The sequence below is a fragment of the Mycoplasma phocoeninasale genome (genome assembly GCF_012934885.1).
In the GTDB taxonomy this organism is placed as follows: domain Bacteria; phylum Bacillota_I; class Bacilli_A; order Mycoplasmatales; family Metamycoplasmataceae; genus Metamycoplasma; species Metamycoplasma phocoeninasale.
On sequence record NZ_CP051480.1, the window covers coordinates 367,601 to 393,219 of the forward strand.

Consider the following 25,619-nt stretch of genomic DNA (forward strand, 5'->3'; position numbering starts at 1 on the left):
TTTATGACTTGGTTGCCTCAAAGTAATAACTTGAGATTTTAGTTCTTAAATTGTTATCAATTATTGGGTAAGGAAATAAGCTGTATGTAGTGTCTGAATCGGGTTGTTCGTAGATTTTAATTGCCTCTTCATCATTAGCAAAATATCATTTTAAAATGAAATTATATGTTGCGTTACTTGTTGGCGTATATGAAACATAGTCAAAGTTTGAAATATCACCAATATTTGTTTCCGAGAAAAGATCTGCTATTGCTTCTGAAAAACCAAGACTGTCATCACTAAAGGTGTTTCTAATAATCAGCAGTCATTCATAATTTTTTTCTAACTCAGGGTCTTTGATAAACTCATCAAATTTTTGAAGGTTTCAGTTCTTAATGTCTTCTCAATTTGAATTAGTAGAAAATAATGTTGATTTTAGGTCTAAACTTTCTGATTCATTAAACGATTTAATTAAATCTTTTTGAGCTTCAATATCAAGTTCATTTAGTTTTTTTGTTAATTTATCTTTTTCGGTTTTTACTAAATTTTCATCTTCTAGATATTCTTTTAGTTCACTAAAAAATGAACGTTCTAGAACTGATATATCAGTGCTAATATTTTGTGAATTATCTTCACTGCTAGTATATGGAGTTTGTTTGTAAATTAATGAACCGATGGTTTCTAAAACTTCATCCGATTCCTTATCTGTTAGTGCCTTTGAAAGAATTCAGTTATCCATTAATAAATAATTATTTTTAGGACGAATGAATTTAATTTTTCCTTCTTCAACATTTGAGAAATTATCAGTTGAATAATAAGCATCAAGAGCATCACCATTATACATAATAACAGCGTCTGATCTTCCGGCTTTTGGTTCAATTAAGTGATTTAATAATTCAAGTCCATCACCACTCAAATAATTATATTGAGCATTTTTAATACTATTGCCAGTTGCTTTTTCAACAAACTTAATGAATGAATCAATTGCTAAGCGATAGTTATCGTCATTAAAATCAAAAACTCTTTTTGAATTAACCACTTTAGTGAAAATATCCATTCAGTTCTCGCCATGTGTCATTGCTCCAATCATAAGATTATCAACAAAGGCATTAGTTCATCCAAAATGTTTATAATTAGCTGAACGTAGCGAGTTAAAGATTTCGTCTCAATCTAATTTTTGACTTTTATCCCCAATTTCATCTACTGCTTTATTAATGTCTAAATTAGGTCGAGTCTCTTCGTTAATGTTGTATGCAATACCTTTATCTTGAATAAAATATGGCAAAACATATTCATAGAAATGATCAGATTTTTTTGAGTTAGCAATAGTACTATATCCAACTGCTTCTCCAGTTTTTTCATCTCTGATAATGTGGTATTTGTAACGTTCTAATTTATTTTCCGACTCTAGCTTTATTAATGTATTTAGAATTATTGCATCAAAAGCTTCAAGATGAGAAATGACATTTTTTGTGTAGAAATGTTTGCGAACTTCTCAATCTTGAGTTCCCGGTCCATAAATTTTTTCAAAGTTGATTTTTTTAATTTTTTGGTCAATTATTAGTTGCGCCGCCTGAAAGTCACTTCCAACACCAGCAATTGCTTTATCTTGAGTAAGCGCTTGAGTGAATTCGCTGATTTCTTTGAATACTTTATAGTTGTATTTCTCTTTAATTTGACCAATTATTTTAGGCGATAAATACGATTCATAGTTGTATACACTTGGTCGATATTGGTTTCCAAATTTAATTGCGATAGCTGCGATTAAAGCAAAAAAACTTAGGATTATAAAAAATATAGAAATAATAATTTTTCATACACGTGTTCTCAATTTAAATTACCTATTTAAATGCGATTTTTTTGCATTTCCTTTTAAATTTAGTTGGGCTAATTTTTTCATTTTAACAATTCTTGAACCTTTGGTGGCGATATAAATTGTATTTGCTAATATTACCACTAAGAGTGATATTGCTCCAATTCCAAGCGATCATGCTTGAAACTGACCTTCATATAACTGCGTTCCGAGAGTTTCAGTGTTAGAAACAATTCTGGTAATAATAAAATCATCAAATGATAAGGCAATAGTAATAACGAAAGTAAAACCAATTGATCCTAACATGTAAACAAAATAAGTTTTGAATCAAGTTCTAATTTTTGAATATCCAAGATCTTGACTTGATTCAAAAATACTTTTAGAGAATTTGTCACTTTTTGGTAACATAATTAGAATTCCATAAGGCAAGGTCATGACAGTGTGGCCAATAATTGCCCTAAAAAATCCTTCATTTGTTGCTTTAAGGGTTCCTAAGAAAATTAAATTTAAAACAATAGCAAGAGTTAGTCCAGTAATTACATCAGGGTTAATTAGTGGCACATTAGATGTTGATTGAACAAAAGTTCTTGCGGTTTTATTTTTATGTCTTCATAGCGAAAAGACAGTGATTAGCGAAAGGGTGATTACTAAAATTGAAGTTGCTAATCCTAACAGAAAAGAGTTAACAAATGCTAGTGCATGAGATTTTGAAAATAGTTCAACATAGGCCGCATATGAAAATCTATTTCATGTTGTAACGGAAAATATTCCTTTATCCGATGGAGCATTGAAACTATAAATGGTTCCAAAAATTATTGGTATGTAAAGACAGGCAAGAATAACAATAATATATGAATGTTTTAGAACACTTTTAAATTTACTCATATATACCTCCTTGTTTTCTTTTGGCAATAATGTAAGGAATTCCGTAGATTAGTCCATAAATAGCTAATAGCACCAAAAGAGTAATAATAACTAATGATGAAGCATTGGCTAAATCAAATGGGTTAGCAGTATTAGCAAATTGATTAATTAAATTTCCTATTAGCTGTTTTTGACTACCATTAGGTAGAAGTTTATCAGAAATAATAATTGATGTGGCCGCAATCATAAGCACAATTCCAAAGCCACTTAGAATAGCTCTAGAACAGTAAGGAAGAATCACCTTGAATAGAGTTTTAAATTTTGAATATCCAAGGTCCTCTGATGCTTCTAAAATATTATTGGGCATATCTTTTATTACTTGATATAGTGGCATAATCATAAATGGTAAAAATAGATAAACCATACCAAAAATAATAAATGCGTTATTGTTTAGATGATTTTCATCAAAGATTGCTGAGAATAGTCCACGTACTGCAAGTGCTTTTGAAATCGTAAAGATAGCAAGGGGACTTAAAATTAAGCTTAGCGCCAAAGTTTTGAAGATTATTGATTTTGACTTAGCAACAATATAGGCATAAGGAAAACCAACAATTAGGGCTGCTGTGGCGGCAATTAAACCAGTTCACAGTGATCTAAGAATGATTAATCATGTTGAAGGTTTTGCAACGATTTCTCAGTTCTCTAATCTTACTTGATCGTCAATTGGCTTTAGAGCATAGATAAAAATTAAAATCATGGGAAGAACAATAAAAAGTATTGCAAAGATAATGTAAGGGATTAAAACTGTTAGTTGGAATTTACTCATTCCATTTAAGAAGTTAAATTTTCTTTTTTTAATTTTGTTTAAGCTAGATATTTTCATCGACATTACCATCCGCTTCTTCTTCAGCTTTTAATTTTAAATCCTTCTTCATTAAGTGAATAGAATCAACGCTTCAGTTTAAATATACATCTTTGTCAACTTCATGTTTTGTTGAAGTTTCAACAACAATTATCTTGTCTTTGACTTTAATTTCATAGGTGTAGTAGCTACCACCGTATGTTGATTTAACAATTGTTCCGGCCATCTTAGCATTATTTTTTGACCTTGTAATTGTAATATCCTCCGGTCTTATTAAAACATCTACTTCTTCATCAACTTGAAATTCATCATGAATAGTTTCATAGGTTTTATTCATAAATTTAACCTTGTTGGCTTTTATAAATTGGCCATCAAAAAAGTTTGAATTACCAATGAAGTTTGCTACCCATTTATTAATTGGATAATCATAAAGTTCATGTGGAGTAGTAAATTGTTCAACTTGTCCATCTCTAATAACAGCAATTCTATCGCTTAATTCTAGTGCTTCATTTCTGTCGTGAGTAACAAAAATAAAAGTTAGTTTTAATTTTCTTTGAATATCACGCAATAAGGTTTGCATTTTTTCTCTAATCTTAGCGTCAAGAGCACTTAGTGGTTCATCTAATAAAAGAATCTGTGGCTCAATTACTAAAGATCTTGCGAGAGCAACTCTTTGCTTCATTCCACCTGATAAGAAATTAACATTTTTCTTTTCATTGCCTTCAAGACCTACCAGTTTCATAATCTGCTTGACTTCTCTGTCCATTTCTGTGTTAGTTATTGGACGAGTTAAATATCTTTTTTCAAATGATTCTGTTTTTAGGTCAACGAAATTTTCTCAGTATGAATATTTGAAGTCCATATCATCAATTCATGATTGGTATTTATCTTTCTTTTTCTCAGATAGTTTATTACTTAGAAGAAAGTTCTCGTACTGTTCCATGGTTTTATCAAGATTTTTCATCTCAGTTTGTGCCTTTTTAGCTCATTTTTTTTGTTGAACTTTTAACTTAGCAGAAAAGGATTTAGGAATATTTTCGCGAGGAATTCTTTTTAATCTTAATCCATATTTAATATTGTTTTCTACGTTCAGATGTGGAAAGAGCGCATAATCTTGAAAGATTGTTGAAACATCTCTTTTGTGGGGGCTTAAATCTTTGATATCTTTACCATCAAATTTTACTTCCCCCCTTGTTACTCATTCAAAACCACCAATAATTCTTAAAATAGTAGTTTTTCCTGAGCCAGAAGGACCTAGCAAGGTGATAAATTCGCCTTTGTTAATTGACAGATTAACATTATCTAAAACGGTTTTGTCATCATATTCTTTAACAATATCGACAAGCTCAATGATTGGGATGTCTTGGCCATTATTTTTTTTCATTTTATTTTCCATATGTAATCCTATTCTATTCTCAACTATGATTTAGTTGTTTCGTAATAATAATCAATAATATTGGTTCTTAATCTTAAATGAATCGGTTGATAAGTCCGATAATTGGTATCGTGATCTTGACCGGCATTAAAAATTTTAATTGCGTTTTTGTTTGGTTTTTTATTTTCATCGAGGAAATATCATTCTCTTAAAAATTTATTAGTATTTTCATAAGCTGGAGTGTAATTAATAACATCAAAATTTTCAATGAACGGTAAATTTTGACTACTAAACCCTGCTTTGAATTCATCATAATATTCTTTATAAAAATTTGGGTCTATTTCCGAGACTTTTTTGGCAATTTTCATTTCACTATCATTAAATAAATTCTTAGTTATGAAATTACTATTGTTTATTTTTTTGCTAATTAATGTGTACACTTCTTGCAAATATAGAGTCTCAATTTCTGCTTTTGTGGCAACTGCATTCTTAAATAAAGTTTCATTTAAGGTGTCGAGCAGTGTATTCAGCTCATCATCGTCAGTATCTCTTGAGACAATTCAAGCGTCAATATTCATGTATGAATTTTGTGGCCTGATAAACGAAACGTGAGGTTCTGGCCCCAGTCTTTCAAAATTATCTTCGCCATAATATGCATCTAATGCATCGCCATTATACATAATTGAAATGTCAGCTTTTCCATTTTTTGGTTCAATAATTGTGCTGACAAGTTCTTGTCCATCAGTTACCAGTTTGTTGAAATTAGATTCTTTGATACTGTGCCCTGTTCCATTTTTAACGAGTTCTAGAAAAGAATTCATAATGTATTTATAATTGTCTTTATCTAAATCTTTTCATAGTTCACCATTTTTCTGTGATAGGTCACCATTTTCATAAGCATAGAATTGACCAATCATGGCATTATCTTGGAATCAGTTTGTTCAATAAACTCGTGGAATTTTATATTTACTAGTTAAAGTTTTTAAAATATCAAATCAAGTTCTTTGTTCGTTAACATCGTCAAATGAGACACCATCTTTTATATTATTTCGATCAGTTGTTTCATTTTTTTCTTTGTCAATATTATAAACAATTAGCTTGTCTAAAATAAAATAAGGGATTAGAAACTGATAGTAATTATCGACACCGACTCTGCCATCAATTTCAAAACCGATTACCTCATTTTTATCATTGTAATAAAGGAAAGGAATAAAATCAGAGTATGCGATTTTATCTCAATCATTTTGAATAATATTATTTGGATTTTTCTGTTTAATCTCAGCAATTATTCAATCATTGAAAATTTTAAAATTATTTTTTAGAATTTGAGGATAGTGTTCCAAAATCTCTTCGTCATTTTTAAAGTCTTTACCAAAAACTCTAGAAAAATCAATTTTTCTTAATTTTTTGTCGACTATTAGCTGAGCAATTTGATAATCACTTCCTATTCCAGCAACAGCCTTTTTATTGTTGATGGCCCGCGTTAGCTCATCTAAATTAGTAAAGGCATGGTATGAATATTTTTGTTTTAATTTTGCGATTGTTTTAGTATTTAAATACGATTCGTAGTTATAAATACTAACTTTAAAAGGCGATAAAATTTTAATTGATAAAATTGATACAAAAATCACAAACATAATAACAGATAAAATTGATATTAAAATTACCTTAAGTTTATGATTTATTGCTAAATATTTTTTCATTTAATAACCTAATTTGTTGATTTTGCTTTCATTATCCACCCAGTTTTCATTTAATTTAACCCGTATTGTCAAATATATTTTATTTTGGAATAGTGTTTCCATTTTCTTTCTTGAAATCATTGATATTTTTTTGATAAGTGATCCACCTTTTCCAATAACAATCATTTTTTGTGATTCTTTCTTAACATAGATTGTAGCATTTATTACATAAGTACCGTTTTCTTCTTTAGGTTCTCTAAACTCATCAATTTCTACTGCGATTGAGTGTGGTAGTTCTTCATATAGATTTTTAATTGCGCTTTCACGGATGATTTCTTTTGCCATAAAACGAAGTGATACATCACTTAGTTGGTCTTCATCATAAAAAGGTTCTGAATCATATGCAAATTTTTTAATTTCGTTAATCAGATCACGGTAAGTATTAGTATAGGTTTTACCAACACCTAATATCTTTTCAAATCCTAGATCTTTAAGTTGCATAGCTTTTTGGCTTAATGTTTCCATGTTATTTTCTAGATCAATTTTTGAAATAACAGCAATTTTATTAGTTATGTGTTCATTATTAATTTTTTCAATGATAAATTTATCACCTTTTCCGATTTCTTCATTAGCTGGAGTAACAAATAAAACCAAATCAGCTTCATTAAAGGTGGCATATGATTTGCTATTTAATTTTTCTGATATTAAATGCTCAGCTTTATGAATTCCGGGAGTATCAATAAATATCAATTGATAGTCCTCATCATTATATATTCCACGGATTTGATCTCTTGTTGTTTGTGCTACTTTGCTAACAATTGAAAGATCATAATCAAGTAATGTATTTAAAATGGTGCTTTTTCCCACATTAGGTCTTCCAACTAGCGACACGATACAAATTTTTTTCATAATTATTCCTCACTTTTATTAACTATTTTCTCTACTAATTTTTAATTTCTTCATAATATTATCAACATGACCATTCATTACTTTTGCTTCATCTTCAGTGATATGGTCGAAACCAAATAAATGTGCGATGCCATGCGCGAATATATAACAAAATTCCCTTTTTAAACTATGATTAAATTTTTTGGCTTGTTGTTTTATCTTTCATGGGGAGATAATAATTTGTCCCAATTCTCTTTCATCTAGAAAGTCAAGTTCATGTTCTTCATTAAATGGAAAACTTAAGATATCAGTTGTGTAGTTCTTTTGCCGGTATTGATAATTTAATTTTTTCATCTTTCAACGAGTGACAAATAGGACATCCACATGTAAATCTTTTTTGGATAAAAATTCGAGTTTAGCTTCTTCTAAAATCTTAATAAATTCTCCCAGAAAATTGAAGCGATAAAAACTCCTATTTTTAAACATTAATTTATTCATATTTGTATATTATAAATAATATTTTTATATTTGTAAAAATTACAAAAATCTTTTTATTAAAAAACTAATTTATTATAAGAATTATTAATGATGAACCTATTTACATGGCTGATTTCAATAAATAGGCAATTATCTTGAAATTTTCTTATTTTTTCGCTAATTTTATGAAAGCTCTCTTCAGAAAAGTTTTCAAATATTTCATCTAAACAGATTACTCTATATTTTTTACAAAACAAACGCATAATTGAAATAAATTGTTGTTGACCACTTGATAAATTTGTGCCATAATTTTCGATTTTGTATCGTAAATTCAATTTAAAAATATTAAAAATTTCAGCAAGGTTATATCTTTGATATGCATCAATAAATATTTCTACTTTCTTTGCATCATTTTGAGTAATTATATTTAGTAAGTTATCACTATCAAAATATTCGGAATCGTTGTTTAAATAAATTTGCTCTCTTCATTGCTTTAAATTAATATTTTTAATGCTAATCCCATCAATTAAAATATCTCCAGAGGTATGTGAATAAAGTTGCCAAAGAATTTTGAGCAATGTTGATTTCCCAGAACCATTTGAGCCAATCAAATGAGTGTGGTTATCAATTTCATAATTCAGATTTTGAAAAATTGGTATTGATCCATAAGAAAATTCTAAATTTTTAAAAGCAATAGTGTTGATTTCTGGGCACTCGATGGCCACTAGGTTTTTTTCTGACTTGATATTTAAATTAAATAAGAACTTTAATCTTAAAATTCCGATCTTATTAATTGAAATGCCACTAATCAAACTAGACATGTTTTTTGTCGGTGAATTTAGAAGAGTGAAAATGGTAGAAATTAGTGATAGATTTGCTATATTGATTTTTTTTGCAATGAACAGTATTGCCCCATAGTATAAGATAAACATTTGAACAACAGTAAAAAGAAAGTCATTGAATGTATTGATGCCCGTGTCAATCTTGAAAATTAATTGCTGATAGTTTATTGAATCATCTAAGATTTTTTTAAAATCTTGAATTTTTCAAGCCATATATTCTTGATTCCAACGGTTGTTTCAATTAAGAAAAACGCCATTTATGTTTTGGATTTGATTAATTTTTTTAATTATTAATCGACTATAATTCATTCTTATTCTTTGAAATCCAAGCAAGGAAATGATAAATACAATCAAGCAGTAGCAAATGGCAATATATAAGATAATTTTATTCAAAATTCCCAGTATTATGCCGGCAGAGAGAAAAATAACGAGGTTATTGAGCGAAAAAAGTAATAAGTTAGTTTTATACTCAACAATCTGGGGAACTAGGCTTATAGTAGATAAAAATTCATTTTGTGATATTTTATTCAATTGTATTTCTGGCGCCCTACTGATATCTTGCTGAAGTTTTTCATAAATTCTTTTTTCATAATTTGAGCTAACTCTAAATTTTAAAATTTTGTTCAATCAGCTCATTAAAAAGCGAAGTATTACTATTCATAAGAAGATAACAAAAATTATTAAAAATTTATTGTGTTGTTTACTGTCAAATAAAGCTTCAAAAATATATTTTGAATAAAAGCTACCAACAAATGAAAAAAGTTGAGTAAGTATGACAAGCAAAAAAATCACAATTCATTTATGATATTCATATTTAACAGGGATACTATAATTCTGTTTTGGTATCGAGTTTTTTTGAAAGTTATTGTCTTGATCTTTTTTGACAATGATAATAAAATTATTGTAATATCTTTCTAGCTCATCATTAGCCAAAAAATATCTCCCTCGTACTGAATCAACTAGTCAAAATCCTTTCCTAGTTTTGCTTTCAAATATAACATAATGCTGCCCTTGCTCAAGGTTCAAAATGGTAGCATATTCTTGGTCAATATTAATTTTTAAAAATGACTCAAAATCACCCTCTAAAATTTCTATTTTAAGTCCAATTTTATTTTCCAGTTCTTTAAATGAAAATAACGAAATACCATTTTCATCATATTTAGCATTAACCTTTAGATAATTTATGTCACAAAGTTTATTGTAATATTCTCTAAAGAAAGCCTGCAGCACAAAAATTCCACAATCTTTAATATCAATTTGTTTTCCGATCCACATATCTAAATTTTTATAGATATTATTTTTTTTAGTGGTAATTTAATAAAAAAAGGCGAAAACGTTACTAATCTGGATATTGTGATAGTTCGAAAAATTAGGTATAATTTTATAATATGAATAAAAAGCACAAAAATCGTAACAAAAAACTAGCAATCCTTGCCTTATCAGCCGCAGCAGTGATTCCATTAATTGCTGTAAGTTGTCAGTTTAATAGACCATCCGTAACTTTAAATGATGAAGCAGTTGCGTTGTTTGAAGAAAAAGGCTATCATGTTAAGGGATCAGCCAGCGCATTTAATTCCGATAACTATCAAACTAGCAACCCAATTCACCCTGATGACATATCATATAAAGTAAAAAAATTAAAATTTGATCAAGATGGAAAACCAATTTATATTTACGAACCAGGAAAAAAACCACAAGGTAATGAACCTCAACTTTATGAAATAGAATTTGACAGCAATGGTCAACCAATTCGTGAAGGTGACTCTTTTAAATATAAAATTGGAAAAAATGGCTTACCAATTCCAACTGATATTCCAGAAAAAGGGCGTCCAATTCAAGCTTTTGACATTAATAATGAGTATGATTCAAAACATGTTTACAAGTTAAAAGAACAATTTAAATTTTTGAATACAGTGAATTTTAGTGGGAGATATGATTATCGAATATTTTCATTTACTTGAAAAGAACTAAGTGAGTTCTTTCCTTCAGCGGCTTCATATAATTCCTATAGAAAGTATCACGATAATCCCAAAGCACTTTTTTTAATTCTATACTGAATTTTAAAAAGTGATGAGGCAGCCCCAAATATTCAAAAGGAAGTCACCGATCCATCAGTTGCCGGTTTAGCAAGAATATCAAATGGCCGCGGTAGACCTTATAATTTCCCAATTGAAGAAGCACCCCTTCCTTACTTTCCTGGCGCCATTGCCTCAAAAGGTAGTACATATTTTTGAAAAGATGCTGCTGATCCAATTGTAGTTATTTTTGAACAACCATAAGATAAAGGAAAATATTTATGAATAAAGATAAAAGAATAAGAACAAGATATGCTCCAAGTCCAACGGGATATTTACACATTGGCGGAGCAAGAACAGCACTATTTAATTATTTATTTGCTAAGCATTTTAATGGCGATTTTATCTTTCGTTTAGAAGATACTGATGTTGCTAGAAATGTTGTGGGTGGAGAAGCTAGTCAACTTAATAATCTAGCATGACTTGGTATTGTTCCTGATGAAAGTCCACTAAAACCAAATTTGAAATACGGGCCATATCGTCAAAGCGAAAAATTACAAATTTATCAAGAAGCTGCTAATGAATTAATTCAAAAAAATCTAGCCTATAAGGCATACGATAGTGCGGATGAGCTACAAAAGCAACGTCAGGAATCTGAAGATGCCAAAATTGCTTCATTTCGTTATGATCCTAATTGATTGAAAATCTCAGAGGCCGAAAAGGCAAAGCGTGATGCTAGCGGTGAGTATTCAATTCGACTAAGATTGCCGAAAAATACAGTGTATAGATGAAAAGATTTAGTACGTGATGAAATTGCAGTTAACAGTGATGATATTGGTGACTTTGTTATTATTAAAAGTGATGGCTATCCAACCTATAATTTTGCTGTAGTCATTGACGATCACCAAATGGAAATTTCACATGTTCTTCGCGGTGAAGAGCATATTACTAACACTCCTAAACAAATCGCCATATATCAGGCTTTTAATTGAGAAATGCCGGAGTTTGGACATCTAACAATTATTACCAACATGGAAGGCAAAAAACTATCAAAGCGTGACAATAGTGTTAAGCAGTTTATTGAAGATTATAAAAATGAAGGATATCGTCCCGAGGCTATTTTTAATTTTCTAATGCTACTAGGGTGAACGTCAGCTGATAAAACTGAAATGATGAGCAAAGATGAAGCAATTTCAAAATTCGACCCCCTTAGACTAAGTAAAAGTCCTTCGAAATTTGATATTGTAAAAATGGAATGATTTTCAAAACAATATATGAAAAATATTGCCAACGCCGAATTGATTTCCCTTATTAATTCTCCTAAAGATCATAATTGAAATGAAATTTTCGTTGACACATATAAACAATCTTCACCAACGGTTTTGGAACTTAAAAATAACTTAAAAATTTATTTACAACCTAAAAAAGTTTGTGATCTTAGTTTAGATGGTACTGAAGTTATTAAGGTTTTCTATAGTCTCTTAAAGACGATGCCCTTTAGCATTGATAGTATTCAAGAAGCCATTAATAGAACAAAAGATATTTGTAATGTTAAGGGTAAGGATTTGTTTATGCCAATTAGAAAAGCCGCAACGTATGAAGAGCATGGCCCTGAACTTGCTAAGGCAATTTATTTGTTTGGCGAAGATCTAATAATGAAGAGATTAGAAGATGCAACTAAAATATAGACTAATGACCAAATCACTTAATAGTGATAATGGCATTGAAAATGTTTTTGAAACAGAATATGTGGACTATAGTGAAAGAACAGAAGACGAATTCATTGTTATTAATTTTACTGATGAAAAGGATTTTAACTGCGAGGCCAAAATTTCACATTCTGATATTCATCTAGCCTATGCAGCACAGCGCCTTTATCTAAAAAAACATCAGCGAATAGTCAATAAATTGATGCTCAATGAAAAAGAAGGTCTTAACTTAGAGTTTTATTTGAAAGAGGTTGAAATATCACCCAACATTATTGCCTTTTCATATGATATTCTATCTGGCGGCGAAATTCTTGTGGAAAACCGCGCAGAAATGTTGATTAAATAATTAAATTATTCACTTTTTAAAAATAATAATTGCTTTTTTTAACAAAAGCAGTTTTTTAATATATTATTTTTTTATATGTTTAAAATAAATTATATTTCAGCAAATCTTACTTTTATGATAATTGGATATTTACTTGGATCAATTAGCTTTGGAATTATTATTGGTAAACTAAGAGGAAAAGATTTGAGAAAAGAAGGCTCAAACAATGCTGGAGCAACAAATGCCATGCGGGTTTTAGGTTTAAAATTTGGGGCCTTAGTTTTTATTTTAGATTTTCTAAAAAGTTATTTATCAATCATGCTTGCTTTTACGCTCAAGGCCTTAACTAAAAATATTTATATTATTCCAATGCTAGCCGGCCTTGGGGCAATTATTGGTCATGTTTTTCCAATTTTTCATAATCTTAAAGGTGGCAAAGGTGTATCTTGTTTTATGGCAATGATTTTTGCTTTTGATTTTATGATCTTTACCATTTATGCTATGGTTTTTATCTTTATTGTTCTGGTGACAAAATATGTTTCTTTGGCCTCAACAATAACTTCAGCAACAGTCCCATTTATTGGTTTTGTTCGTCCGCTTTATTTTAATTCATCGCTTGGCTTTCTACAAGCAAACACGATTTATCCAATTCATACGATAGTTTTGATTCTTGGAGCAATTATTATTGTAATAAAACATATTCCTAATTACATTAGGCTATTCAACCATCAAGAAAATAAACTTAAGTTATAATTTTATTATGACAAAAAAAATAAGATTAGTTTTAGCTGGAACAGGTAAGTTTTCAGCACAAGTTTTTAGACAATTAATTAACGATTCACGCTTTGAAATCATTTGTTTAATTAGTCAACCTAATAAAAAACTAGACAGAAATAAGCAACCTATTATGACTGATGTCGCTAAGCTGGCAAGGGAATTTAGTATTAATCTATATCAACCTAATAAAATCAGTGAAATTCTTGAAGATCTCAAAAAAGTGGAATTTGACTTTTTTATGACGGCTGCTTTTGGACAATTTATTCCAAATAGTATTTTAGCTCTTCCAAAGTGTCTACCATTGAATGTTCATGGTAGTATTTTAGAAAAATACCGTGGTGCTTCACCAATCCAGTATGCGCTGTTAAATGATGATAAAGTTACTGGTATAACCCTAATTGAAATGGTTGCCAAAATGGATGCTGGCGATATGCTAAAAAAAGCAGTAGTGGAGGTTAAACCAACTGATACAGCACTAGAATTATTTGACAAATTAGGCAAGATTACTGCCGAAAATATTAGTCAGTGGTTAATTGATATTTATAATGGTAATTTTATTAGAGAAGTACAAGACGAATCAAAAGTTACATTAGCTCCTAAAATCCAAAATGAAGAAGCACAACTATTTGCTGATGATAGCTGTCAAGATGCTTTGAATAAGATTAGAGCATTTAATGACCAACCAGGGGCGTTTATGATGTATCGAGAAAAGAGATTAAAGATTTATCGTGCTTCTAAAGAAAAAATTAAGACACCATTGGTAATTGATTTTAAAGATGGCAAATTATATTTACAGGAATATCAATTTGAAGGCAAAAAGAAAGTTACACATGAAGTTTAATTTCATTGACTTTTTCAATCGTCAAAAGCCGCAAGAATACTTTAAAAAACTAACAGAAAATTTAAAAGGTAGAAATATTACTCCGCCAAAAAGGCGTATCTTTTTTGCACTTGAGAATTTTGATTTTGATAATTTGAAGGTAATTATCATTGGTCAAGATCCTTACCCTGGTGAAAATGTTGCTGATGGTCTCTGCTTTTCATCAAATGAAAAAAAGACTCCAGCTTCGCTTCTAAATATTTTCAAAGAAATTAAAAGCTCATATCCAGAGTGCAGTTTTAGCACTAACAATTTGGATAATTGAAAAAAGCAAGGAGTTCTACTACTTAATAGTATTTTAACAAATGAAGTTGGTAGAACACTAGCACATAAAAACATCGGATGAGAAACTTTTACTTTAAATTTATTGTCAAAGATTAATGCACACTATAATAATGTTATTTATTTAATCTTAGGCAACTATGCTAAAAACTTTATCAAGAGTTTAGATTTAACTAATCAAATTGTTTTATCTACATCTCATCCATCGCCATTAGGAGTTAATGCTGGCTTTAAGGGCTCAAAAATATTTGAGAAAGTTAATGATAAATTAAAAGAGCTTAATAAAAGTCCTATTGACTGGTCAACTAGATAAATTAAGTATTAAAAAAATCAATTCACTGTTTTATTTTTGGTGAATGATTTTTATTTTATAGTTCTAATTCTATAAGGTTATAAAGTATTTTAGGCTTTCATCCCCTTCATTTAGTTTTAAAGATTTTTTATCTTTTAAATAGTTATCGTATTGATCAAAATCAAATCCTGGAACCCAATAATATTTAATACCTTCAGTATTTGTTATCTTCACACCCAAAAGATGAACTTTAAATTTAACATTATTTTCTACCTTTTTTCTATTGATTTGATACTTAGCATAATAAGTATTTGAGTTTTTTTCTATTTTTTCTTCTCTTGAGGTTCTTAAATATTTTATTTTCTTTTCATCACTTGTTATGTAAACAATGAATTGTATTTTTTCTCCAGCTATAAATTCTCTGTTTTTAAGACTAAATACAAATCCGTTTTGTTTAAGTGTAACATTTTCTATGGTAATGGAGTCTTTAGCCATTTTTTTAGTTTCATCTATATTTTCTAGAGTATTAATTTTGTTTACTTCTTCTTCAAATTCTTTAGTTAATCCATTATCTGCTAAATATTTTTTAAGATCTTCTGTCTTTTTCTCAAATTCCTTGAATTCTCTTTTCACTCTATATATGTCTTCAAAAGATTTGATAGCATCAACTCTGGTTTCAAATTTTTTAGATAAGGAAGCGTTTTCATTAATAATTGAAACTAGATTTGCCTTTTCAGAATTATAGTAATCAAATATTATTTTGGCATCTGAATTTTTATTCATTTTGTTGATTACTCCAATAAATTCTTTGTATTTTTCTTCATTTTCGGCATTTAAACCCTTAACAAAGTTTTCTAATGTTAACTTAACTAAGGCTTTTGTCTCTGGAGATTCATCATTTCTTTCTACTAAATCACTAGGCTTTTCTGGCTTTGTGTCTATAGGCTTGCTTTTATCTTCACCATCGCCATCTATAATTTTAATAGTTCCGCATGATGCTGCAATTAAAGGCAGGGCAAAGGTAGCTAAAGATAGGGCAGCTAATCATTTAAATTTTTTCATTTTCATATTTATTCCTTAATTTCTATTATGATTTTCATCTAAATTTGACTAAATCTAATTTTATTTATATTATCTACTAGAATTTTATTGGAATAAAATTGCTATTATTCTTATTTTAAGAGTAAATCTTCATTCTAATTTTTATTCTAAAAATTATAATGAATAATTCAAAATATTTTGTTTTTTGATATAAAATCATCATTTTTAAATATAAAAGGTAACTCCGTACTAAAAAAAGTTATATTTTTTACTGTAAATATAACATTATAAGAGAATAAATTCTGTTAAATTTCAATGAATTCTTTGGATTTGTCAAAGAAATTAAAGAATAGATATTTATATTTCATAAGTGATTTTAATCAAGTACTTTTTTTCAATATACAAAATCAAAAAATAATTGGCTATTGATTAGCTAAAAATAAATATACCTAAAATAGTTTTAAATTTAGAATTTATAAACAAAAAAACAACTTCAAAAAAAGTTATTTTTATAATGTTTATAAATTATGTATTTTTTTATATTTCAACATTTGTTAAATTAGGATATTCTGCAGGATTAAAGTTCATAGTTTCTTGAATTTTTAGTGATTCTACAAGTGATAAATTTGGCATTAAATAGTTATCCCTATTTTTCGTTCTTGTATTATAAATGCTTACTCCGTAAAAGTATATTTTTGATATATTTTCTTTTTGTTTTTTTCTTAAAAATTTTATTTCATATTTTTGTTGAGCATTGGGATCATAAGTTACTTGTTGTTCTCTAATAGAACCTGCATTAGTAATACCTTTTATATCAACAATTTTGATTGCTATTTGGATTATATCATCCTTGTCAATTACTCTATTTTCTAGGTTGAATTTAAAACCAGAACCTGGGACCACAACTATATCTTGCACTTTTTTTAATTTGCTTACTAAATCATTCACTGAATCGGTTAATTTATATATTTTTCCAAAGCTATTAATAGAATTAATTTCATTCTTGAAAGTATTATCTAAATTATATTGTTTAATTAAAGCCCTTAATTTTTTAAGTTCTTCTTTATAGTATTCCGAAATTTCTTTTAGTTCTTCTTTAGTTTTGGCCTTTTTAACTATTTCTAGAAATTTTTGGTATTTAGGCATATCTTTATTTTTTAAACCATCAATAAAATTTTCCAGAGATTTTAGTGGATAACTTATTTCCTTTTCCCTTAACTTTTCAATTGTTAGACTATCAAGCTCTTTAACTAATTTTTCTTTTTCTTCAAAAACACCATGATCAATAATTGCTTTAACTTTAGCTTTAAGAGTCATTTTTATACTGGTTATAACTTCATTTTCCAAATTTTTTGAATCTTCTAAACTTGCAACACCTTCTAGAGCGGAAATAAACTTTTTATATTCTTGGTCTGTAGTTACAAAATATTTTTCCAAATACATTTTTATTTTATTTTTTATCTCAGCAATTTCATCTTTGTTCATATCATTTGGCACATTGTGCATCATACTTTGCTCATTATTTTCCATATTTTTTGGTGTCTCTTGCATAGGCATTCCAGAATTATTGCCCATATCCTCTGGCTTTTCAGGCATCATTGGTGCTGGTTCTTGAGGTTTCATTCCCATATCCTCTGGATTTTCAGGCATCATTGGTGCTGGTTCTTGAGGTTTCATTCCCATATCCTCTGGCTTTTCAGGCATCATTGGTGCTGGTTCTTGAGGTTTCATTCCCATATCCTCTGGCTTTTCAGGCATCATTGGTGCTGGTTCTTGAGGTTTTATGCCCATATCCTCTGGCTTTTCAGGCATCATTGGTGCTGGTTCTTGAGGTTTTATGCCCATATCTTTAGGAACCATGTCTTTTGGTTTGTCACCAGGTGCTGGTGTATTTGGCATCATTGCCATGTCTTTTGGTTTGTCAGGTTTTGGCATCATTCCATCGCCAGGTTTATCAGGTGTTGGTTTCATCCCGTCACCTGGATTGATAGGATTATCTTTCGCTTTTCCATTATCACATGCAGCGGCAATTAGGGGTAAAGTTGCAATAGTTGCTGGCAATGCTATTCATCATTTAAAATTTCTTTTTTTCATATTTATTTGCTCCTTAAGTTTTTAGATAAATCACAAAAATTTTGTCTTAAATTTAGTGTTTTTCTCTTATTTTATATATTAGTATGATAAATCTTATATTTTATGTTCTATTTTTTTAAAAAAGTCATTATAATTTTTATGATTAAAAATTAAATGCCCATTATGAGACTTTTGCCCCCATATCATAATAAATTGAAATTTTATAGATATTACATTAGCTTGATTTCTTAAAAAAATCAATTAAGTTTTGCATAATAAATTTAGCAAATTTTTTCAAAATTTAAATTATTTTTTGATTTTTTATGATAAATAAATTTATAGAAATTTTGTAATGCGTTTAAAGCTAAATTAATATTTTTGATTTTCACAATTTTATATAATGTGTTTGAATAATGTCTTTTTGATTATTTCAGATATTTTTTCTTATTAAAACTCAAGTTTAATTAAATATGAATGGATAAAAATTTTAATTCTATTACCTTATTAATTACAATTCTAAAATTTGCATATAAGTTTATAATTAATATATCGTTTAATAATATATGAAAATGAATTACTAAAAGAAAGGATTTTATGATTTCAGATTACGAAACAAAACGAAATAAATCAATGTTGCTTAAAGCAGCATTTGAAGGAATGAAATTTCCTGAATACGTTGCCAAAAAAGCTAATTATATTACTGAAAATTTCGAGGATAATATAGCATACATCTTTATTTCAAAAGAAATTAAAAATTATTACGACTTTTTAAAAGTTGTTGATGGCATAGCGACGGCCAAAAGAAGAAACTATCAAATTGATATTGCTTCATTTACTAGAGATAACTTTCTATCAGTTGATGAGATTTTTCGTGCTTTTATAACTCGAATTGCTTTTAATGAAGCTGATTTATACTCAGCTAAGGAATCAGCTAAGAAAAAAGAGGCTAAGGTACAACTTTCACTTTACTATGAAGATAAAAAATATTTAAAATTAGTAAAACGCTTAGCAACTATTGCTAATGCCGTCAATGGTGCGAGGGATCTGCAAATTACTCCTCCAAACATTGCTAATAGTCAATATATTGCCAGAGCAATTAAAGATGACTTTAAAAATGTTAGTTCATTAACGGTGAAAGTTTTAGGCAAGCCTGAAATAGAAAAATTGGGGATGGGATTAATGCTTGCTGTTAATGCCGGTAGTTCACATCAACCGAGAGTTGTTGTTGTTGAATATAATGGTAATCCTACAAGCAAAGAAAAATTTGTCTATGTTGGTAAAGGAATTACTTTTGACACTGGTGGTTATAACACTAAAGGATATCACATGGAAAACATGAAATTTGACATGTCAGGTTCGGTTATTTGTGCCTATGCAGTTAAGGCCATTGCTGAACTTAACATTAAAGCTAATGTAGCAGCAGTTATGATGTTAACTGATAATGCCATTGACACTCATCCAACAATGCCAGAATCAGTTGTAAAATCAATGAGTGGAAAAACCGTTGAAATAGTTGACACCGATGCTGAAGGCAGATTAGTATTAGCGGATGGACTTTACTATGGAGCTAAGAAATTAAATGCTTCACTTCTAGTTGATGTTGCCACATTGACTGGTACTATGCTAAGAGCACTAGGAAAAACATTTTCTGGTATATATGCAACATGTGATAACAGATGAAATCAATTTCTTTTAGCAGCTAATGAAGCTCATGAAAAAGTATGAAGAATGCCACTACATGAAGATTTTCATAAACCAAATAAGAAATCACTTGTTGCTGATTTAAATAACTACAATAGTGCTGAAAAATCAGACTGTAATACAGCTGCAATGTTTTTAAAGGAATTTACCAATAAAGTTGATTTTATTCATTGTGACGTTGCCGGAACAGCTGACAGCAAAGGAATGGGTATGGGAGTTTTAGTCTCAACACTAGTAGAATTAGCTGAAGGTCAAAAATAGGAGTATAGTATGGAATTAATCAAAAAATTAGAAACTAAAAGAAATAATTACTTTTTACTAAAAGCCTTTTATAAAGGAAATACTATTGTTGAAAATTTAGTTGAAAAAGAAAATAAAATTACCGAATTTATTTCAACAAAAACCGCATATATTTATTTAGGTGAAACTGAAAATGTTGACTATGACACAATCTACAACCTTGCCGTTATGCTAGGATCTGGTGCTGCTCGTGACTATCAAATTGATTTGGCCTCATTTACTATTGAAGGAAAGTTAGACATACCTTCAGTAATTGATGCTTTCACTAAAGGAATTAATTTTTCTGCTGCAAAACTGTATAACAAAAAAACCTTCACCAAGAAAGATAATAATAATCAGTTAAGCTTATTTATTGAACAACCTTCAAAAGAAGCTTTAGAAGCATTTAACAAAGCTGCCATCATAATAGAAGCACAAAACTGAGCAAGAAATTTAGGTGTTACCCCACCAAATGAACTAAACTCAGAGCAACTGGCAGAAATTGTTGCTAATGACTTTAAAAAGTATAAAAATCTATCAGTTAAGGTTTTAAATAAAAAAGACATCGAAAAATTAGGTATGGGTTTACTGCTTTCAGTTAACCGTGGATCGATGTATGAACCTAGAGTTGTGGTTATTGAATACAATGGTAACCCAACAAGTAAAGAAAAAACTGTTTATGTTGGTAAGGGAATTACTTTTGACTCAGGTGGATATAACATTAAAACTGGACGTAATATGCTTGGCATGAAATATGATATGTCAGGTGCTGCTATTGTAGCGGGAGCACTTAAAGCAATTTCTCAACTCGCTCCAAAAACTAATGTATCAGCAGTAATGTGCATTACCGATAACCGTGTTAATGGTGATGCTTCTTTACCTGATTCAGTTTGAACTTCAATGAGTGGAAAAACTGTTGAAATTAATAACACTGATGCCGAAGGAAGATTAGTTATGGCTGATGGGCTTTATTATGCTGCAACCGCTCTTAATGCCACCAAATTGCTTGACGTTGCCACATTAACAGGGGCAATGGTTTCAGCTTTAGGAGAAACCTATACCGGAGCATGAGCAACTTCAGATGCAGCATGAGAAAAAATTAGTTTAGCAGCTCAAAATCAACACGAATTAATTTGAAGAATGCCATTTGATGATGATTATGAAGAATTTATGAAAGGTTCAGTGGTTGCCGATTTAAAAAACACCGACTATTCAGGTTTTGCAGGATCATGTTCTGCTGCCATGTTTTTAAAAGAATTTACTAATGATTTAGAATATATTCATTTAGATGTGGCCGGAACTAATGACATTGATGAAAAACCAATGTTTGCAATGGTAAAAACACTAATTGAATTAGCAAATTAATAGCATTAAAATAGATCCGATTTCAAATAAAAAAGCGGATTTATTTTTTTATGCTATTTTTTTATATAATTAACATGTTGTTAAAAAATTTTTACCTGTAAGGGCGTGAAAAATGATAAGTTTGTTTCAGAATATTAGAAGGAATTTTAAAACTAAGGCATATAAATTTTCAGTGTATGAAATCGCTTTATTTGGCTTATTATTAGCAATTTATATTATTGCGGCGTTAGTTGAAAAATATGTTTTTATTAGAAATTTAAGAGTTACTATAACCTATGCCATTTATGTTGTCTTTGGATTAGCGCTTGGACCTTGACGAGCAGCCTTTTTAGGGCTTTTGTGTGACACAATGAAGTCAGTTATTGACGGAATTGGTTTTTGAACAATCGAATATGCAATTGTTCCAGTTGTAATTGCTTTTGCTAGTGGATGGTTTATTAGAGCTTTCTTTTTTAAAAATAGAAATACATGAATCTCAGGATTTTTATTTTTGATAATGCTAACGATTCTATTTGTGGCAATTGCGTGAGCTTATTGAGCTCAAACACCACCAAATAAATATTCAGCTAGTAGACGTAGAATATTTCCGCCTCCATTAGTTTTAGCTGTTGGACTATTAATTTTATCTCTTATTTGAATAACATCAATTATAGTCTACTATAAAAGCTTAAAGTCGCGAAATTTTAAATTTAAATATAATACTGCTTTATTCTTCCAGGTTCTGCTAGTTGTTACCTTCGTTTATATTTTATTCCGCTGATTGTGAGGACCATTTGCTTTCATTAACTACTACAATCGCTTTAGAAGTGGAAATTGAAGTTATCAGGATTATTATTTTCCAGTAATGGTGCCAATCATGTTCAAAAGTTTAATTGCAATTCCTATTTATACAGCAGTGATTTTTGCTGTTCATCCGGTAATTATCATGATTAGAAAGCGAATCTACTTTTATACCCATCATTCATATAATAGAAGCGAAAATATTTCTGAAAATAAAATATCAATCTAAGCAAAAGATTTGATATTTTTTTGCATTTTATTGAATCAAAATTAGCATTAATTTTTATTATTGGTTTGTCTTTAATATATGTATTTGTCAAAATTAATTGTAAAAATTTTTTTATTGAATCTAAAATTAAAATAATTAGTTTATAGAAATGATATTTCCGGTGAAACACATTAAAAAATAGAAATTCTCAAAAATTTATATCGTATAAAACTTTTGAATATTTATTATTCTTAATTTTGTTACATTCTAATTTTTAAAAAAATGATATTTGTAATTTCTTCATATATTTCTTAAACATATTATTTATATATTGATTTTCATTATAATATTATTTCATGTGGAATGCTTTATATATTTGAATAATTGTCTCTAGTAGTTAATATATGCGTAAAAAAGTGCGGCTCAGTTAAATTGTTTTGTTTAATTTCATTTTTAAAATTCAATAATAAATTTGATTAAATTTTATGTTAATAAAAATAACATAAAATTATGTTGTTACACCATTTATTAAGTGGTTAATCCATACCAAAAATTGATATTAGGAGAAACCTAAAAAAGCTCATGTATATATTAGCTATAGTATTTTTTAACCATTATCAGCGATATTGAAATTTTCGTCAAAGTCATTTTTTATTAAAACAAATTCTTCTTTTATTGCTTCATATATTGAAAAAGCAGCGTTTTTAAACGCACTGTCTTCCTTATCAAATCCATTTAATTGGCTACCATCTAATTCTGTGTTTAAAATATCTTCAAAAATGGCATCATATAAATCATTTAAATCATTCGAAGAATCATTTTTTAAATCTATTTCATATTTTTTATTTTTAAAATTTATTTCCAACCTTTCATTGGCATAGGAAAACTTAACCATGTTTTTATTATTCATATAGTTCCTTTCTAAAATTAAAAATCTTATTACCACCTTCAAAATTTTCGATTAAAACCTCAAATAAATCTTTGTAATCATCAGGATTTTTTAAATTCTTAAATTTCTTTTCAAAAATTGAGCTAATGTATGTCTTATATTCCTCGTTAAATCCTGTATGTTCTCTATAAATATAATTTATTGGAACAGTATTAATTCCTAAAATAGGATCATGAGTAGATATAACAATAATTTTTTCATTGTAATTTATTTTTTTACTTATTTCTTCCAATAGATAGTCTTTAATTATTTGTTTGCCCAAATATGCATCAGGCTCATCTAGTAAAATAATTTTCTTATCACTTTGCAAACAATCAAATAATGCTAAATATGCTTTTTCACCATTTGAAAAATTTTCGTTATTCGCGCTGTCATACATAATAACACCATTTTTATAAAGTATCTCATAGTCATATTCATTATCTTTACTGTTTTTTAAAATTGCATTAAATGCTTCAGATATTTTATTAAAATTAGAACTAATTTTTATATTTCTAACCATATCTCATAATTTATATGATTTGCATTTTGTTTCTTTTCCCTTTAGGTAACTAAGACAATTTTCATTAAATAAATTTATATAATCAACTCTTTGAGATAATGTTATTTCTCCTCTTTTTGGTAAATTTGTGCTTCATATCTTTTTTAAATCATATGGAATGAATTTTTGTATTTTACAAACAGTTTGGAGGAATTTCTTTTTTTCCTCATATCTATTTAAAAATCCAATTTCTTTTGGTTCGCTAACTTTCCCCTGCTTATCTTTTATTATTTTTTGTATTTTGTCATTTATTTTTGAATTAATATTCTTATTTACGTCTCTCTTGTACATATTCAAATAAGATTTTCATAAGTCTTTTAAAATATTTTTTGATATTTTTTGGTACTGAGTTTTATTTTCCAAATTTACATATTCATTTTCTTTTATTTTTTCATATGTAATTTTTAAATCTTTTGCAATTTGTTTTATTAACTTCATTTTTGAATTTTTAATAGATTTTGTTTCTAAATACATATGAATTTTTATCGAGTGGTTTGCTATTTTTGATTTATAATAGTTGTTAAATTCGCTAAATGAACTTTCTTTATATACTAATATTTCTTTATTAAGTTCTTTAAATTTTTTTATATTATCTGAAAATAAGGTATTATCAAATTTGGTATTATGCATACTTTGCAATTTATCATCTTTTTTTGAAGATTCATAATAAATTGAATCATTTTCAAATTTTTTATTAATAGATTTTAAAATTTCTGTTTTACCCGTACTTTTTTCCCCAAATATAACATTAATTCCTTGTTTTATTTCTAAATTCTTAATTTTAAATAATGATTCACCAGCTTTCATTTCTATTTCAGAAATAATTTCTGATTTTATATTTTTAAATATTTTGTTATCGAGTTTGTTATCTTCTTTAAAACGAAAATTTAGCAATTTAAATAATAGGCTATAATTGTCTATATTAAGAGATGTAGATAATAATTTATATGAATTTTCATAGTAATTATCTCAATCCGTTACATCGGACCCAACTATAGCATTATATTTTTTTGCGCTTAGAACCAAATAAGTTGCTGGCTTATTTACGTCAGAAAAGATAAATGCATTTTTTGTGCTATTCACTATTTCATTATATTCAGGTCCACCAAGGCCAATTCTAGTATTTTTATTTGATTTAAAATCAAGTAAAAAAATTCATTTATCTTTATCAAATAGTTCAATAAAATTATTTAATGATATAACTTTATTTTCTTTAGAATCTCTTTCTCACATTTTTTGTAATTTTTTTACTGATTCCTGAAATTTATTAACATTTTCTTCATCATCTCCTGCAATAACATTTATCTGTTTTCTAATTTCTTTGTTGTCAAAAAAATACACATTTAACTCAATTCCGGGCAATAAAATATATTCACCATTTTCTGATTTATAATCTAAATATTCATTTTTTTCAAAGTAATTGTGATTTGTTATTGCAGCAATCATTATGTCGCTTTTCTTCATCTGTTGTCTAAAAGAGATGTTGTCTATGTTTCTTTTTTTACTCTCTCCGTCTAAAATTTTCTTTGTGTGAATATGTAGATCTATTTTTCCCATCGTTGTTACCTCAATCATTTATATTTTTAATTTTATTTTATAATTTTTTTGCCAAACAAAAAC

General features: G+C 28.4%; 21 protein-coding genes. 9 read left to right on the plus strand and 12 right to left on the minus strand.

Features of this window, described 5'->3' with window-relative positions; translation table 4 throughout:
- Position 1: 1 nt before the first annotated feature.
- Genes HGG64_RS01615 through HGG64_RS01650 form a run of 8 tightly spaced genes read right to left on the minus strand, consistent with a single transcriptional unit; the run spans position 2 to position 10,057 of the window.
- Positions 2–1,810, minus strand: a complete 1,809-nt coding sequence (locus tag HGG64_RS01615; protein WP_169580227.1) for a hypothetical protein — start codon at positions 1,808–1,810, stop codon at positions 2–4.
- A 6-nt stretch (positions 1,811–1,816) separates the two neighbouring features.
- Positions 1,817–2,677, minus strand: coding sequence for an ABC transporter permease (locus tag HGG64_RS01620; RefSeq protein WP_169580228.1), 861 nt, complete (start codon positions 2,675–2,677; stop codon positions 1,817–1,819).
- Positions 2,670–3,539 (minus strand): ABC transporter permease, encoded by an 870-nt coding sequence (locus HGG64_RS01625; protein ID WP_237076482.1) that lies wholly within the window; start codon positions 3,537–3,539, stop codon positions 2,670–2,672. Before HGG64_RS01625 ends, HGG64_RS01620 begins: the two co-directional genes overlap by 8 nt.
- On the minus strand, positions 3,526–4,914 hold the full coding sequence (locus HGG64_RS01630; RefSeq protein ID WP_169580230.1) for an ABC transporter ATP-binding protein: 1,389 nt from the start codon (positions 4,912–4,914) through the stop codon (positions 3,526–3,528). Before HGG64_RS01630 ends, HGG64_RS01625 begins: the two co-directional genes overlap by 14 nt.
- 23 nt (positions 4,915–4,937) lie before the next feature.
- Positions 4,938–6,596, minus strand: coding sequence for a hypothetical protein (locus tag HGG64_RS01635; RefSeq protein WP_169580231.1), 1,659 nt, complete (start codon positions 6,594–6,596; stop codon positions 4,938–4,940).
- Positions 6,597–7,484, minus strand: coding sequence for a GTPase Era (era, locus tag HGG64_RS01640; protein WP_169580232.1), 888 nt, complete (start codon positions 7,482–7,484; stop codon positions 6,597–6,599).
- Between the two features lie 18 nt (positions 7,485–7,502).
- A complete protein-coding gene (ybeY, locus tag HGG64_RS01645; protein ID WP_169580233.1) occupies positions 7,503–7,961 on the minus strand; it encodes an rRNA maturation RNase YbeY in 459 nt (152 codons plus the stop codon).
- A gap of 56 nt (positions 7,962–8,017) precedes the next feature.
- A complete protein-coding gene (locus tag HGG64_RS01650) occupies positions 8,018–10,057 on the minus strand; it encodes an Mbov_0121 family peptidase domain-containing ABC transporter (protein ID WP_169580234.1) in 2,040 nt (679 codons plus the stop codon).
- 113 nt (positions 10,058–10,170) lie between these two features.
- On the opposite strand from HGG64_RS01650, the gene HGG64_RS01655 reads away from it, so the two are divergent.
- The 6 genes from HGG64_RS01655 to HGG64_RS01680 all read left to right on the plus strand — a co-directional run bounded on the left by HGG64_RS01655 (position 10,171) and on the right by HGG64_RS01680 (position 15,083).
- Positions 10,171–11,061, plus strand: a complete 891-nt coding sequence (locus HGG64_RS01655; RefSeq protein WP_169580235.1) for a hypothetical protein — start codon at positions 10,171–10,173, stop codon at positions 11,059–11,061.
- 17 nt (positions 11,062–11,078) lie between these two features.
- Positions 11,079–12,485 carry a glutamate--tRNA ligase gene (gene gltX / locus HGG64_RS01660; protein ID WP_169580236.1) on the plus strand — a complete coding sequence of 469 codons (1,407 nt, stop codon included), beginning with the start codon at positions 11,079–11,081 and terminating at the stop codon, positions 12,483–12,485.
- A 4-nt stretch (positions 12,486–12,489) separates the two neighbouring features.
- Entirely contained in the window at positions 12,490–12,852 is a 363-nt protein-coding gene (locus HGG64_RS01665) for a hypothetical protein (RefSeq protein WP_169580237.1), read from the plus strand.
- Positions 12,853–12,927: 75 nt separating this feature from the next.
- Positions 12,928–13,584 carry a glycerol-3-phosphate 1-O-acyltransferase PlsY gene (gene plsY, locus HGG64_RS01670; protein ID WP_169580238.1) on the plus strand — a complete coding sequence of 219 codons (657 nt, stop codon included), beginning with the start codon at positions 12,928–12,930 and terminating at the stop codon, positions 13,582–13,584.
- Between the two features lie 7 nt (positions 13,585–13,591).
- Positions 13,592–14,449, plus strand: a complete 858-nt coding sequence (locus tag HGG64_RS01675; protein ID WP_169580239.1) for a methionyl-tRNA formyltransferase — start codon at positions 13,592–13,594, stop codon at positions 14,447–14,449.
- Positions 14,439–15,083, plus strand: a complete 645-nt coding sequence (locus tag HGG64_RS01680; RefSeq protein WP_169580240.1) for a uracil-DNA glycosylase — start codon at positions 14,439–14,441, stop codon at positions 15,081–15,083. Before HGG64_RS01675 ends, HGG64_RS01680 begins: the two co-directional genes overlap by 11 nt.
- Positions 15,084–15,152: 69 nt before the next feature.
- Here the strand turns inward: HGG64_RS01680 and HGG64_RS01685 are convergent, their stop codons facing one another.
- A complete protein-coding gene (locus HGG64_RS01685; RefSeq protein WP_169580241.1) occupies positions 15,153–16,130 on the minus strand; it encodes a hypothetical protein in 978 nt (325 codons plus the stop codon).
- Positions 16,131–16,640: 510 nt separating this feature from the next.
- Positions 16,641–18,197, minus strand: a complete 1,557-nt coding sequence (locus HGG64_RS01690; protein WP_169580242.1) for a hypothetical protein — start codon at positions 18,195–18,197, stop codon at positions 16,641–16,643.
- Positions 18,198–18,650: 453 nt separating this feature from the next.
- Between HGG64_RS01690 and HGG64_RS01695 the strand changes: the two genes are divergently transcribed.
- From HGG64_RS01695 to HGG64_RS01705, 3 genes are all read left to right on the plus strand, one after another.
- Positions 18,651–20,138, plus strand: a complete 1,488-nt coding sequence (locus HGG64_RS01695) for a M17 family metallopeptidase (RefSeq protein ID WP_338095116.1) — start codon at positions 18,651–18,653, stop codon at positions 20,136–20,138.
- Between the two features lie 9 nt (positions 20,139–20,147).
- Positions 20,148–21,521: a M17 family metallopeptidase gene (locus tag HGG64_RS01700; RefSeq protein ID WP_169580243.1), complete on the plus strand. Its 1,374-nt coding sequence runs from the start codon at positions 20,148–20,150 to the stop codon at positions 21,519–21,521.
- A 112-nt stretch (positions 21,522–21,633) separates the two neighbouring features.
- Positions 21,634–22,530, plus strand: a complete 897-nt coding sequence (locus HGG64_RS01705; protein ID WP_169580244.1) for an ECF transporter S component — start codon at positions 21,634–21,636, stop codon at positions 22,528–22,530.
- 586 nt (positions 22,531–23,116) lie between these two features.
- On the opposite strand, the gene HGG64_RS01710 is transcribed toward HGG64_RS01705, so the two are convergent.
- Both HGG64_RS01710 and HGG64_RS01715 read right to left on the minus strand, forming a co-directional pair.
- Entirely contained in the window at positions 23,117–23,419 is a 303-nt protein-coding gene (locus tag HGG64_RS01710; protein WP_169580245.1) for a hypothetical protein, read from the minus strand.
- Positions 23,412–25,556, minus strand: a complete 2,145-nt coding sequence (locus tag HGG64_RS01715) for a hypothetical protein (RefSeq protein ID WP_169580246.1) — start codon at positions 25,554–25,556, stop codon at positions 23,412–23,414. The genes HGG64_RS01710 and HGG64_RS01715 overlap by 8 nt, the downstream gene beginning before the upstream one ends.
- Between the last annotated feature and the right edge of the window lie 63 nt (positions 25,557–25,619).